Origin of the sequence: Actinosynnema sp. ALI-1.44, from assembly GCF_001984155.1 — a bacterium.
GTDB lineage: Bacteria > Actinomycetota > Actinomycetes > Mycobacteriales > Pseudonocardiaceae > Kibdelosporangium.
Genome location: NZ_MTQO01000045.1, coordinates 284,939 through 297,004 on the forward strand (window position 1 = coordinate 284,939; position 12,066 = coordinate 297,004).

A 12,066-nucleotide genomic window follows, 5' to 3' on the forward strand; every position below is an offset into this window, starting at 1 on the left:
GGTTGCACGGGCGTCCGCCTTGTGCTGTCAGGCGTAGTCGAGCCCGTCGGAGCTCTGCCGGTGCTTCGTGCCGCATTCAGGGCACGTCAGGTCGTCGTCCAGCCTGGCGGCGCACCGGCAGACCCAGCCCTTCTGCACGCCCGGATTGCCCACGATGAACGCGTGCGCGGGCACGTCCCGTGTCACGACAGCGCCCGCGCCGACGAACGCGTTGCGGCCGATGGTCGTCCCGCAGACGACCACGACACCGGCGCCGAGCGTGGCGCCCTCGCAGACCCGTGTGGACAGCAACTGGTCGCTGCCGAGCTTCCGGTGCGCGCGGGGCCGCATGTCGTTGGTGAACACCACGTTCGGGCCGAGGAAGACATTGTCCTCACACGTGACACCGTTGAACACCAGGACGTTGTTCTTGACTGTCACGTTGTCGCCGAGGACGACCTGGCTCTCGACGAACGCACCGTCGCAGATGTTGCAGTCGCGGCCGATCTTCGCGCCTTCGAGTACGTGCGCGAAGGCCCACACCCTGGTCCCCTCGCCCACGTCCGAGCTCTCACAGAGGCCTCGTGGGTGCACGAACGTCATGCCAGCGCTCCAATCAGGACTTCGGCGACCCGCTGCTGCTGTGCCCGGGTGATGCCGGGGAAGATCGGCAGGCTGAGGATCTCACCGGCGGCCAGTTCCGCGTTCGGGAACGACTCGCCGGTGGCGAACGGCTCGGTCTGGTGAATCGGTGTCGGGTAGTGGATCGCGGCGCCGACACCGTTCGCGCGCAACTCGTCGTGTACGCGGTCACGTTCGGGCACACGGACGACGTACAGGTGCCACACGTGCGAGTTGCCCGGCAGCACCTTCGGCAATGTCACGCCCGCGACTCCGGTGAGCAACGTGGTGTAGTAGTCCGCGGCGGCCGCGCGTTGGGCGTTCCACTCCGCGAGCCGCCGGAGCTTCGCCTGCAGGACAACGGCTTGCAGCGTGTCCATCCTGCTGTTGAAGCCAAGCGTGCTGTGCACGTACTTCTCGGCCGAACCGTGCTCGCGCAGCAACCGGATTTTCGCCGCCAGGTCCGGGTTGTTGGTCGTCACGGCACCCGCGTCGCCGTATGCGCCGAGGTTCTTGCCCGGGTAGAAGCTGGTTCCCGCGATGTCACCGAGGAAGGTGCGGCCGTGCCGGGACGCGCCCTGCGACTGCGCCGCGTCCTCCACCACGGTGATTCCCTGGTCGAGCAGGTCTTCGACCGGGGCCAGCTGCCCGTACAGGTGAACCGGCAGGAAAGCCTTGGTCCGCGGGGTGATCGCGGCCAGCGCGGCCTTGGTGTCGATCAGCAGCGTGTCCGGGTCGCAGTCCACGAAGACCGGCGTGGCACCGCTGCGGGCGACCGCTTCGGCCGTGGCGATGAAGGAGTTCGTGGGCAGGACGCACTCGTCGCCGTGCCCGACCCCGATGGCCCGCAACGCCAACTCCAGCGCGTCGGTGCCGTTCGCGACGCCGACGCAGTGCGCCACGCCTTGGAAGGTCGCGTACTCCTGCTCGAACTCGGCGACCTGCGGGCCGCCGACGAAGGCGGTCCTGGTGAGCACCGCGTCCCAGCCCGACGCCACCTCCAGTGCGATCTCGGCGTGCTGCAGTGACAGGTCGACTGGCGGGATCATCGAATCCTCCTGGCGGGCACCCCGGCCCATACCTCGTTGTCCGGCACGTTCTCCAGCACGACGGCACCCATTCCGATCAGTGCACCCGCGCCGACCGACAAGCCTTCCCTGATCAGCGCACCGCTGCCGAGGTACGCGGTCTCCCCCACCGAGACGTTGCCCGCCACCGCGACCCGCGCTGCGAACGTGACATAGGAGGAGACGCGATCGTCATGCGTGATCGTGACATGCGGCATGATCACGACGTGCTCGCCGATTTCCTGCGGCGCGGTCACGGCGACGAACGCGAGCACGACCGAGCCCGCGCCGACCGCAGTCCCCGCCGCGATGCTGGCCAGCGGGTGCACGACAGTGCCGTAACGCTCCGGTTCCAGGTCCAGGCGTTGCGCGATTCGCTTGCGGCTGGCCAGGTCTGTGGTCCTCGCGGTGCAGATGACGACCTGCGCGTCGGGGTAGTCCGCGATCGCGTCGAGCGGGCCGAGTACAGGCAGCCCGTCGACGTCCTTGCCCTGCAACGCGGGGTTGTCGTCGACGAACCCGAGCACCTTGAAGGAATCCCGGGCGGCGGCAAGCGTTTCCCTTGCCAGACCGCCCGCGCCGACGAGGATCAACGGGTTCATCGGATGATCTCGGCGAGCGCGGTCACCACAGTGTCCTGTTCGGACTCGGCCATCTGGTGGAACAGCGGCAGGATCACCGAACGGCTGGTCAGGTGTTCGGTGACCGGCAGGTTCGCCTTGTCGTACGCGGGTTCGAGGTGCGACGCCATGATCCCGCGCCGCGCCGAGACACCCCGCGTCAACAGGCCTTCGAGCACGTCGACGGACGTGCCTTCGTAGGAGTCCGGCAGCACGACCCAGAACGACTGGTAGTTCGTTGTCCCGTAATCCGGGTCGGTCACCCAGGTCAGGCCGTCGATCTCGGCGAGCAGCTTGTGGTAGCGCGCGGCCAGTTCCCGGCGGCGCTCGATCACGTCCGGCAGCTTGGCCAGCTGCACCAACCCGATCGCTGCCTGGATGTCGGTCATCCGGTAGTTGAACCCGACCTCGTCGTACGACTCGAGTTTCACGCCGGACGAGGTGTGCCTGTCGGCTGCGGACACGCTCATTCCGTGCTCCCGCAACCGGCGCAGCCGGGCAGCCTGGTCCGGATCGGACACGGTGAGCATGCCGCCTTCACCCGTGGTGAGCAGCTTGCGCGGGTGGAACGACCAGGTCGCCAGCGAGGCGCTCGCGCTGACCGGGTTGCCGCGGTAGGTGGATCCCGCGGCGCAGGCCGAGTCGTGCACCAAGGCGAGGGACTGCTTCGAGCACACCGCTTCCAGCGCGTCGACGTCGAACGGGACGCCGCCCTGGTGGACACCGATCACGGCCGCGGTCCTGGGCGTGCGCACCGCTTCGATCGTCGCCGGGGTGAGGTTGCCGGTCAACGGGTCGACGTCGGCGAAGACCGGTGTCGCGCCGACGTACCGTGCGGCGTTGGCCGTCGCGATGAACGAGAACGACGGCACCACGACCTCGTCGCCCGGTCCGACGCCCAGCAGGTGCAACGCCAGGTGCAACGCCGTGGTGCACGAGGAAACCGCGACACCTTCGGCGGCACCGGCGTACCCCGCGAACTCCTTTTCGAACTCGGCGACCCGCGGCCCCTGGGCGACCCAACCGGATCGCACCGCTGCCGCGGCGGCCTCGGCTTCCTCCTCGCCGAGCCACGGCCGGATGACGGGGATCATCGCTGGCCCCGCCACCATGTGACGAGCGAGGCGAGGCCGTCCTCGAGGCCGATGCTCGGCGTCCAGCCCAGATCCCGTTGCGCCGCACTGATGTCGGCGAGCCTGCGGGTGACGGCGTTGACCGACCTCGCCGGGCCGAACTCCAGCTCGGAGGTCGAGCCCATCACCTTCTGCAGCGCCTCCGCCAGCTCCAGCAACGACGTTTCGGTCGCGGTGGCGATGTTGTACACCGTGTCGGTGGCGTCCGACTGGGCGGCAAGGATGTTCGCCCGTGCGATGTCCTCGACGTGCACGAAGTCCATGGTCTGCTTGCCGTCGCCGAGCACGAGCGGGGGCTCACCGGCCTCGATGCGTTCCATCCAGCGGATGAGCACCTCGGTGTACTTGCCGTGCGCGTCCATCCTCGGGCCGTACACGTTGAAGTAGCGCAGGGCCACGTAGTCGAGGTCGTGCATGGCCTTGAAGCTGCGCAGCATGCCTTCGTTGAAGGCTTTCGCGGCGCCGTAGAACGTGTCGTTGTGATACGGGTGGTGCGACTCGCGGGTCGGGAACTCGTCGGCGAGCCCGTAGACCGACGCCGAAGACGAGGCGACGACTTTGGACACGCCCGCGTCCACGGCGGCTTCGATCACGTTGAAAGTGCCGTCCACCAGCACTTCCAGCGCCGTACGCGGCTCGGCGGCGCACTGCGTGATGCGCAGCGCGGCCAGGTGGAACACGACGTCCTTGCCCTCGCTGAGCTTGCGCATCAGGGCCGCGTCGCGGATGTCACCCTCGACCAGTTCGACCTTGTCGGGCGCGCGGTCCAACGCGGTGCGCAGGTTGGCCCGCGTGCCACGGCTGAGGTCGTCGACCACGACCACTTGACCGGCACCCGCGTCCAGTGCCTGGTCGACCACGTGCGAGCCGATGGTGCCCGCGCCGCCGGTGACCAGGATCCTGGTGTCGGTCAGCTGCATCAGAACGTTCCTCCATTCACCGGCACGAACGTGCCGCCCGCGGCGTAGCTGGCCGACGCGGCTTCCAGTTGGGCAAGCACACGAAGACCGGACCGCCCGTCGGTGAGCGGTGCACGCTTCTCGATGATCGCCGCAGCGAACTCCGCCATTACGCCCCGCAGCGCCTCACCTGTCGGCAACGCGGGCGCGACCATGTCGCCGATGCGGTACGAGACCCGCTTGGCCTCGGGATTCTCCGACCAGTCGACGCCGCGGTTGTACACCGCGAGCGGCTGCGTGGGGTCAAGGTCGTTCCACACCGCGGTGTGCTTGGACCCGCCGACGATGGTCGTCCTGATCTTGGTCGGCGACAACCAGTTCACGTGCGTGTGCGCGATCGCCCCGTTGGACAGCCGGATGGAGAGGTAGGCGACGCACAACCTGCCGAGGTCACGCGGATCGGAGCCGTGCGCGGCGATGGCGACCGGCTCGACCCCCGGTGGGAGAATCGCGTCCAGGATGGACAGATCGTGGGGCGCCAGGTCCCACAGAACGTCGATATCCGGCTGAATCAGGCCGAGGTTGATGCGCACGGAGTCGACGTACTGGATGTCACCGAGCTCACCGTCATGGACCAGACGGCGTAACCGTTGCACCACAGGGGTGTAACAGAAGGTGTGGTCCAGCATGAGCGTGAGGCCGCGTTCCTCGGCGGCGTTGACCAGCTTCAACCCGTCCTCGTACGAGGACGCCAGCGGCTTCTCCACCAGCACGTGCTTGCCCGCCTCCAGCGCGGCGAGCGCGACCTCCAGGTGCGTCGCGGCGGGCGTCGCGACGGCAACGGCCTCGATGTCCGGGTCGGCAAGGGTGTCCGCGAGGGAATCGGTGGCCCGGACCGTGCTGTACCGGCCGAGCACCTCCTGCGCGCGGGTGATGTTCAGGTCACACAGCGCCTTGAGGTGCAGTTGCGGGGTCGCCTGGATGTTCCGCACCAGATTCGGGCCCCAGTAACCCGCTCCGATGACCGCCACACCAACCATCGAGATCCTCTCCGGAGAGTTTCTCCCGCACGGGTGGGGGAGCTATCTCACGAATCGTGATCGGCCCCCCGTGGCATTACATGGTTCGGCGAGGATCACCCCGGTTGGTACATTCGGGCAGTCGGGTCGTTCATCTCCCACTCACCGGGTCTTCACCGTGTAGGGAAACAACCGGCATATGTGCTCCACCAAGACGTCGGCCCGAAGTGCTGCGTAGGCCCACCAGGCAAGGTCGAGCGGTGTGCGGGTTTTGGGTGTGCAGCATGCACAGTGTGGTGCTTCGGGGTTTGTCCCTTCCGTATGGCCTGGGCGAAGCCCAACCACACGTGTCCAGAGGCCCGCCAGCACACCCAGCCCCGGCGACAGCCCAACGGATCCTCTTGACGCGTGTGGTTGCCTCCGGCAGGCCGTACGGAAGGGAGAAACCCCGCCCTGACCCCCGGGACACCGCGCCACGATCTGGCGCTGAAGCCCGTCCCGCCCCCTTTCCCTTTCGGTGGCCTGCCTCCCGGCGAGGGCTTCTTTCCCACTCCGCGACCTCTTCCGGTTTGGACATCTATGCCCCGGGGCACGGTGACGGTCATGCCGCGGTGTCCCCCGGGTGAAAAAAGGCCTCGCCGGGAGCGGACCTCGGGGCAGGAGGTTCTTCGTGCCGCGTTGCTCCCGGCGCACGCTTCAGTGACCCGGGGTTTCAGGGCGCGGGTGTCCCCTGAAGCGGACCTCTGCGCTAGCGCGCAGCCTATGTGGCCGGGTTTGCGGCTAGCGCGCGGCCCGTGTGGCTGCGTTTGCGGTTGCGGACAGGTGGGTTTGCCAGCGTGGCCGTCGACAGTGGGCACACGCCACCGCACTGTAGCCGACCGGTCACTCGGACTCCACAGTGGACGTCAGTCCTCTGCCAGGCCGTCCCGATCCGCCCACTCCAGCAGCGGTTCGATGGAGTGCGCCTTGTCGTCGATCGTGGCGTGCAGGTCGCCGAGTTCGGCGAACCGGGCGGGCACGGTGGCGATGGTGAAGTCGCCCGGCTCCACGTCGGCGACCTCGTCCCACCTGATCGGCGTGGAGACAGTGGCCTCCGGGTTGCCGCGAACGGAGTAGGCACTTGCGATCGTATGGTCGCGGGCATTCTGGTTGTAGTCGACGAACAGCATCGCCGGGTCGCGGTCCTTGCGCCACCACGTGGTCGTCACGTCGTCCGGCGCGCGGCGTTCGACCTCTTTGGCGAAGGCCAGCGCCGCGCGGCGCACCTCCTGGAAGCCCCATCGCGGCTCGATCCGGACGTACACGTGCAGTCCCGCGCCGCCCGAAGTCTTCGGATAGCCGGTGATTCCCAGCTCGTCGAGCACCTCACGAACAACATGAGCCACCCGGCGAACCCTCGGGAAAGGACAGTCCGGCATCGGGTCGAGGTCGATGCGCCACTCGTCGGGTTTCTCGGTGTCCGCACGCCGGGAGTTCCACGGGTGGAACTCCACTGTAGACATCTGCACCGACCAGATGACGCTGGCGAGCTCGGTCACGCACAATTCATACGCGTGTCGGTTGTAGCGCGGGAAGTTGACACGCACTGTTTCCAACCACGGCGGGGCGCCGTTGGGCACACGCTTCTGGTGCACTTTCTCACCGGACACACCGGACGGGAACCGGTGCATCATGCACGGTCGCTCCCGCAACGCGCGGACGATGCCGTCGCCGACCGACATGTAGTAGTTGACCAGGTCGAGCTTGGTCTCCCCGCGTGCCGGGAAGTACACCCGGTCCGGGTTCGACACGCGCACGGTGCGGTCACCGACCTCGATTTCGATCGCGGACGCCATACGGTGAACCTAACCCGAAACCAGCGCCTCCGCCGCTGCCTTCGCCTGCCTGACCACGTCCGGGTCCTGCCGGATCGCCGCGACGACGATCGCGCCTTCGACCAGCAGGAGCAGCCGGTCGGCTTTCGCGTCGTCGTCCACCAGTTCACGCAGGTGCCCCCACAACTCGTCCTTGTGGTGACGCACGACGGCCGTGACCGCTGGTGACGTCGCGCCCAGTTCGCCGAAGGAGTTGATGAACGCGCAGCCGCGGTACCCCGGCTCGGAGAACCACTGGTACAGCCAGTCGAACACGGCGCCGACCTCGCCGCCTTCCCTCAGCACGTAGGCCATCAGGCTGTCACGCCACCGCTTGTCCCGGCGTTCGAGATACCGGACCACCAGCGCTTCCTTGGAGGGAAACAGCTGGTAGAGGCGTTTCAGCGAGACTCCGGACGTCGTTCGGATCTCGTCCATGCCCACGGCCTGGATGCCGCGGTCGTAGAAGAGGTGCTCGGCCGCGTCCAGAACTGCTGTCTCCTGCACCACATCACCCCTAGCGCTGAGAACGGTCGTTCTCTAGTCTAGCGGAGAACGACCGTTCTCCCACCCGGAAGGAGCCTCCAGTGGCGCCCCGACCCCCTTTCCCGCCGTTCGACGAGGACACCGCACGGATCAAGGTGCAGGCCGCCGAGGACGCGTGGAACACCCGCGACCCCGAGAAGGTCTCGCTCGCGTACACCGAGGACTCCGTCTGGCGCAACCGCGACCAGTTCGTCACCGGGCGCGCGCAGATCGTCGAACTGCTGACGGCCAAGTGGAACCGCGAGCTGGACTACGCGCTGCGCAAGGAGCTCTGGGGATTCCGCGGCAACCGGATCGCGGTCCGGTTCCAGTACGAGTCCCACGACGCCGACGGCCAGTGGTACCGCTCATACGGCAACGAGCTGTGGGAGTTCAGCGACGAAGGGCTGATGCGGCGGCGCGAGGCCAGCATCAACGACCTCCGGATCACCGAGGCGGAACGCCGGATCTTCGGCCCGCGTCCCCAGGATGAGCACGGCGTGCCCTTCCCGATTCAGTAACCCGGAGACCACTCCGCCGCGTGTTCCTCCGCGAACTCGGCGAACGTCCGCGGCGGTCGGCCGGTCAGGTCCAGCACAGCGGTGCTGACCTGCTCCTCCCGGCCTTCCCGGATGCCGTTCTCGATGGCGGCGAGTGCGATGGCGAAGTCGGCGGGCATCCCCGTGGCCTCCTCGTATCCGGCCGCCTGCTCCTCGACGCTGATCTGCACCACCCGGACCGGCCGCCCCGACGCGGCGCTGATGATCGCCGCCGCGTCCGGGTAGCTCAGCGCCTTCGGGCCGGTGAGCAGGTACTCGCTGGCGTCGTGGCCCTGATCCGTCAGCAACGCGCAGGCGGCGGCCGCGATGTCCCGTGCGTCGATCCAACCCAGCCTCCCGTCCCCGGCGGACGTTCGGATCTCGCCGTCCCGCCGGATCCGCGTCCCTATCGGGTGTGGGCTCAGGAAGTTCTGCATGAACCCGGACGGGCGCAGCTCGACCCACCCCGGTTGGGCACGCACACGCGCGGCCAGTTCCAGCGGACCGGGCGTGTCCGGCAGCACGAGTGCGGACCCGAGCAGCACCACCCGGCGCACACCGAGGCGCTCCGCCTCGGCCAGGAACGGCTCGACAAGCGGCATCGGGTCCACGTTCACCAGCGGAGGCACCAGGTAGACCCGGTCCACCCCGCGCAGCGCGGCCGAGTGCGTCGCCGGGTCCGTCCAGTCGAACCGGACCGCACCGGGTGCTGGGTTCCTGCTGGCCACTCGGACCGGCACGTCGTTGTCCCGCAACAGTTTCACCAGCGCGCTGCCGGTCTTGCCCGTGCCGCCGGTGACCAGTACCCCGGTCACCGGGCGACCAACGAGTCGAGCAGTTCCGGCAGCCGCCCGGCTGCCGTGGCGGCGGCCAGCGGGTTCCAGTAGTCCCGGTAGTGCGTGATCAGGCCGTCCTGGACGGTGATCACAGCGATGTAGTCCAGTTGGTACGGCTCACCGGTGCGCACAGTGCGCCCGTTCGCGGTGAACTCCACCACGACGGTGTCCGGCTTTCCCGTGTGGTGCACGGTGACCGCGGGGATCTCGCGCACGTCCACCAGCTCCGGGTAGTCGGCGAGGTACGCGCGGACCTCCTCCCGCCCGGTCAACCGGCGCGGTGAACTGCCCACCGCGAACGGGAACTCGGCGGTGCCGTCCTCGGCCCATAGGTCCGCGACGGCGGCCATGTCCTTGGCCAGCAACAGATCCAGCAGTCGGCGGAATGTCTCTTCCGGCACGGTTTCCTCCAGTGCTCGACAGAGTTCCAGCGTGAACCCGCAGCACCGGCACCGGGAACGGCCGGTGAATCCCCGGACTGCCAGTCCGTGGCTACGCCCGGTGGCGTCGTGCCACCATCGTGGGGTGAGCAGAGGCGAACTGGCCGACTTCCTGCGCCGCAGGCGGGAGGCGCTGCGCACGGACCGGCCGCCAGGCCGTCGTGCCCGGCGCACTCCCGGGCTGCGCCGCGAAGAGGTGGCCGAGCTGGCCGGGATGTCGGTCAACTACTACGAACGGCTGGAGCAGGCCCGCGCGCCGCGCCCGTCCCCGGAGGTGCTGGCCGCGCTGGGCAGGGCCCTGCGCCTGACCGCCACGGAACGCGAACACCTGGCAAGGCTGGCCGGGCAGGTTCCCCCAGCCACGGACAACGCAGCCACGGACAATGACCGCGAGCCGGTCCCCGCCGACGCCCGTCAACTGCTTGACCGGCTCGGGTCGATCCCCGCGTACCTGGTCGACGAGCGGCAGGACGTCGTGGCGTGGAACGACGCAGCCGCCGCGCTGATCATCGAGTTCGGGCTGCTGCCCGCCGAAGAGCGCAACACCGTGCGGCTGTCCATCCGACTGGGCGGCACCGTCTGCACGGCGCCGCCGGGCGCGGAGAGCGAATTCGCCCGGCAGTCCGCCGCCCGGCTACGTGCGGTCAGCGCTCGTTATCCGGGCGACCGCGTCCTGGCCGAACTGGTCAACGAGTTCGCCGCGCACAGCGCGGACTTCGCCGCGGGATGGCGCGAACACGACGTGCGCCCCATCGCGACGCTGCGCAAGCGCTTGCGTCACGCCGAACTGGGTGAGCTGGACCTGGACTGCCAGACGCTGCTGCTGCCCGGCTCCGACCTGCAACTGGTGATGTTCACCGCGGAACCGGGCAGCCCGAGCGCTACCGCGTTGGCCCGCCTCGCGACGTGAGACGGGCCAACGGGGTCGATCAGCGCCGAACGAGCTGACGAGCGGCCACCCCGGCGGAGTCCTCCGCGGACTGTGACTGTGCCGACTTCGCCGTGGGCGCGGTCGCTTCCGGCTGTGGCACCGGGTCGCACTGCGCGTCCGACCGGCGACCCGGCTTGCGGTCCGGGAGCTTGCCGGACGCCAGGTAGTCGGCGATCGCGCCGTCCGTGCAAGCGACACCCTTGAGCGAACCGGAGTGCGTGGTACCGCCGACGCCCTCGATCAAAGCCGAGTTCGGGTAACGGTTACGCACCTCGAGCGCGCCTTCGTACGGCGTCGCCGCGTCCAGCGTCTCGTTGATGATCAGCAGGCTGGACACCTTGCGCCCGTCGATCCGCACCGGCTTGCCCGCCTTGGCGCCCCAGTTCAGGCACGGCGCGTTGAACCACGCGTTGCCCCACGTCTCGAACGGCGCCCTGGCGAACGTGATCCAGTTGTCGATCCGCCACTTGTTCCAGCTCTTCGGCCATTGCACGTCCGTGCACTGGGTGCCGAGGTAGACCGCGTAGCCGTTGTCGGTACCAGGGCCCTGACCGTTGGAGGCGTCGTAGAGGTCCTTGATCGGCTTGGCGTCACCCTTGTGGACGTACGCGGCGAACGCGGCCGCGATGTCGGTCCAGCCGAAGACGTAGTACCCGGCCTGCAGGAACGCGTCGGTCCACTCGTCGGGGCCGATGATGCCGTCGGCGGGCTCGCGGCGCAGCTCGTCCAGCTTGGTGTAGTAGAGCTTCTCCACCTGCTTGGCCGTGGTGCCCAGCTTGTAGGTGGCGTCGTTGCGGGCGATCCAGTCGAAGTAGACCTTGATGTTGCGGTCGAACGCGACGTCCTGGTTGAGGTTCGCGTCGTACCAGATGCCACGCGGGTCGACCGTGCCGTCGAAGACCATCCGACGCACCCGCTCGTGGTGCAGCGAGCTGTACACCTGACCGAGGTAGGTGCCGTAGGAGAAGCCGTAGTAGTTGATCTGCTGCTGACCGAGCGCCTTGCGGATGCTCTCCATGTCGGCGGCGTTGTCGGTCGTCTTGAGGTGTTCGAGCACCTCGCCGTTCTTGGCCTTGCACGCGTCGGCGTAGCCCTTGGCCTTGGCCAGCCAAGCCCGCTCCAACTCGCCGCTGACCGGAACGTAGAACGGCCGGTTGTACCCGAAGTAGTCACCGTCGCAGGAAACCCGCGGCTCGCTCTTGCCGACGCCACGCGGGTCGAAGCCGATCCAGTCGTAGGCCTCGCCGGCCTTGTCCGGCACGAGCTGGCCCAGCCGCGACAGGCCGAGGCCCGATGCGCCCGGTCCGCCCGGGTTGACCAGCATGATGCCCTGGAACTTGTCGTCGGCCACCTTGTGCCTGATGCGCGAAACGGCGATCTTTATCTTGGTGCCGCCCGGTTTCGCGTAGTCCAGCGGCACTTCGAGCACACCGCACTCGGCACCGGCCCGCTGCAGGCTCGTGCTCTCGCACTTGCCGAACGGGATCGGCTTCGGCTCGAAGCCGGCCGGTGCCGAGCCGCCCGGCGCGGCCGACGCCGCCGTCGTCGCGCCGGACAGCACGAGACCGGCGGCGACAACCGTCACCACGATTCTCTTCACGTTC

General features: G+C 68.4%; 13 protein-coding genes. 2 read left to right on the forward strand and 11 right to left on the reverse strand.

From position 1 onward, the window contains the following. Positions 1 to 27: 27 nt before the first annotated feature. The 8 genes from ALI144C_RS21940 to ALI144C_RS21975 all read right to left on the reverse strand — a co-directional run bounded on the left by ALI144C_RS21940 (position 28) and on the right by ALI144C_RS21975 (position 7,698). A complete protein-coding gene (locus ALI144C_RS21940; protein WP_076988990.1) occupies positions 28 to 582 on the reverse strand; it encodes an acyltransferase in 555 nt (184 codons plus the stop codon). Further along, a complete protein-coding gene (locus tag ALI144C_RS21945; RefSeq protein ID WP_076989156.1) occupies positions 579 to 1,649 on the reverse strand; it encodes a DegT/DnrJ/EryC1/StrS family aminotransferase in 1,071 nt (356 codons plus the stop codon). Before ALI144C_RS21945 ends, ALI144C_RS21940 begins: the two co-directional genes overlap by 4 nt. Then, positions 1,646 to 2,269 carry an acetyltransferase gene (locus tag ALI144C_RS21950; protein WP_076988991.1) on the reverse strand — a complete coding sequence of 208 codons (624 nt, stop codon included), beginning with the start codon at positions 2,267 to 2,269 and terminating at the stop codon, positions 1,646 to 1,648. Before ALI144C_RS21950 ends, ALI144C_RS21945 begins: the two co-directional genes overlap by 4 nt. Further along, complete coding sequence (locus tag ALI144C_RS21955) at positions 2,266 to 3,381, reverse strand: DegT/DnrJ/EryC1/StrS family aminotransferase (RefSeq protein WP_083753290.1); 1,116 nt, start codon at positions 3,379 to 3,381, stop codon at positions 2,266 to 2,268. Before ALI144C_RS21955 ends, ALI144C_RS21950 begins: the two co-directional genes overlap by 4 nt. Next, on the reverse strand, positions 3,378 to 4,340 hold the full coding sequence (locus tag ALI144C_RS21960) for an NAD-dependent epimerase/dehydratase family protein (RefSeq protein WP_076988993.1): 963 nt from the start codon (positions 4,338 to 4,340) through the stop codon (positions 3,378 to 3,380). The genes ALI144C_RS21955 and ALI144C_RS21960 overlap by 4 nt, the downstream gene beginning before the upstream one ends. After that, positions 4,340 to 5,359, reverse strand: a complete 1,020-nt coding sequence (locus ALI144C_RS21965) for a Gfo/Idh/MocA family protein (RefSeq protein WP_076988994.1) — start codon at positions 5,357 to 5,359, stop codon at positions 4,340 to 4,342. Before ALI144C_RS21965 ends, ALI144C_RS21960 begins: the two co-directional genes overlap by 1 nt. A gap of 884 nt (positions 5,360 to 6,243) precedes the next feature. Continuing rightward, a complete protein-coding gene (gene ligD, locus ALI144C_RS21970; RefSeq protein WP_076988995.1) occupies positions 6,244 to 7,173 on the reverse strand; it encodes a non-homologous end-joining DNA ligase in 930 nt (309 codons plus the stop codon). A 9-nt stretch (positions 7,174 to 7,182) separates the two neighbouring features. Next, entirely contained in the window at positions 7,183 to 7,698 is a 516-nt protein-coding gene (locus ALI144C_RS21975; protein ID WP_237774253.1) for a TetR/AcrR family transcriptional regulator, read from the reverse strand. An 80-nt stretch (positions 7,699 to 7,778) separates the two neighbouring features. Between ALI144C_RS21975 and ALI144C_RS21980 the strand changes: the two genes are divergently transcribed. Beyond that, positions 7,779 to 8,237: a nuclear transport factor 2 family protein gene (locus tag ALI144C_RS21980; RefSeq protein ID WP_076988997.1), complete on the forward strand. Its 459-nt coding sequence runs from the start codon at positions 7,779 to 7,781 to the stop codon at positions 8,235 to 8,237. Here ALI144C_RS21980 and ALI144C_RS21985 read toward each other — a convergent pair. Both ALI144C_RS21985 and ALI144C_RS21990 read right to left on the reverse strand, forming a co-directional pair. Next, positions 8,231 to 9,070 carry an NmrA family NAD(P)-binding protein gene (locus ALI144C_RS21985; RefSeq protein WP_076988998.1) on the reverse strand — a complete coding sequence of 280 codons (840 nt, stop codon included), beginning with the start codon at positions 9,068 to 9,070 and terminating at the stop codon, positions 8,231 to 8,233. The two genes, ALI144C_RS21980 and ALI144C_RS21985, sit on opposite strands and share 7 nt — an antisense overlap. Then, complete coding sequence (locus ALI144C_RS21990; RefSeq protein ID WP_269086693.1) at positions 9,067 to 9,492, reverse strand: nuclear transport factor 2 family protein; 426 nt, start codon at positions 9,490 to 9,492, stop codon at positions 9,067 to 9,069. The genes ALI144C_RS21985 and ALI144C_RS21990 overlap by 4 nt, the downstream gene beginning before the upstream one ends. A 124-nt stretch (positions 9,493 to 9,616) precedes the next feature. Here ALI144C_RS21990 and ALI144C_RS21995 point away from each other — a divergent pair, with 124 nt between their 5' ends. Then, positions 9,617 to 10,441, forward strand: a complete 825-nt coding sequence (locus ALI144C_RS21995) for a helix-turn-helix transcriptional regulator (RefSeq protein ID WP_076989158.1) — start codon at positions 9,617 to 9,619, stop codon at positions 10,439 to 10,441. 19 nt (positions 10,442 to 10,460) lie between these two features. Here ALI144C_RS21995 and ALI144C_RS22000 read toward each other — a convergent pair whose 3' ends face one another. Then, positions 10,461 to 12,062 carry an alpha/beta fold hydrolase gene (locus ALI144C_RS22000; protein ID WP_076988999.1) on the reverse strand — a complete coding sequence of 534 codons (1,602 nt, stop codon included), beginning with the start codon at positions 12,060 to 12,062 and terminating at the stop codon, positions 10,461 to 10,463. Positions 12,063 to 12,066: the final 4 nt, after the last annotated feature.

What these genes read in the sequence shown, in the direction of transcription:
- ALI144C_RS21960 (WP_076988993.1), bottom strand. Translation starts at nt 4,340, where the DNA reads ATGCAGCTGACCGACACCAGGATCCTGGTCACCGGCGGCGCGGGCACC.
- ALI144C_RS21965 (WP_076988994.1), bottom strand. Translation starts at nt 5,359, where the DNA reads ATGGTTGGTGTGGCGGTCATCGGAGCGGGTTACTGGGGCCCGAATCTG.
- ALI144C_RS21945 (WP_076989156.1), bottom strand. Translation starts at nt 1,649, where the DNA reads ATGATCCCGCCAGTCGACCTGTCACTGCAGCACGCCGAGATCGCACTG.
- ALI144C_RS21940 (WP_076988990.1), bottom strand. Translation starts at nt 582, where the DNA reads ATGACGTTCGTGCACCCACGAGGCCTCTGTGAGAGCTCGGACGTGGGC.
- ALI144C_RS21955 (WP_083753290.1), bottom strand. Translation starts at nt 3,381, where the DNA reads ATGATCCCCGTCATCCGGCCGTGGCTCGGCGAGGAGGAAGCCGAGGCC.
- ligD (WP_076988995.1), bottom strand. Translation starts at nt 7,173, where the DNA reads ATGGCGTCCGCGATCGAAATCGAGGTCGGTGACCGCACCGTGCGCGTG.
- ALI144C_RS21950 (WP_076988991.1), bottom strand. Translation starts at nt 2,269, where the DNA reads ATGAACCCGTTGATCCTCGTCGGCGCGGGCGGTCTGGCAAGGGAAACG.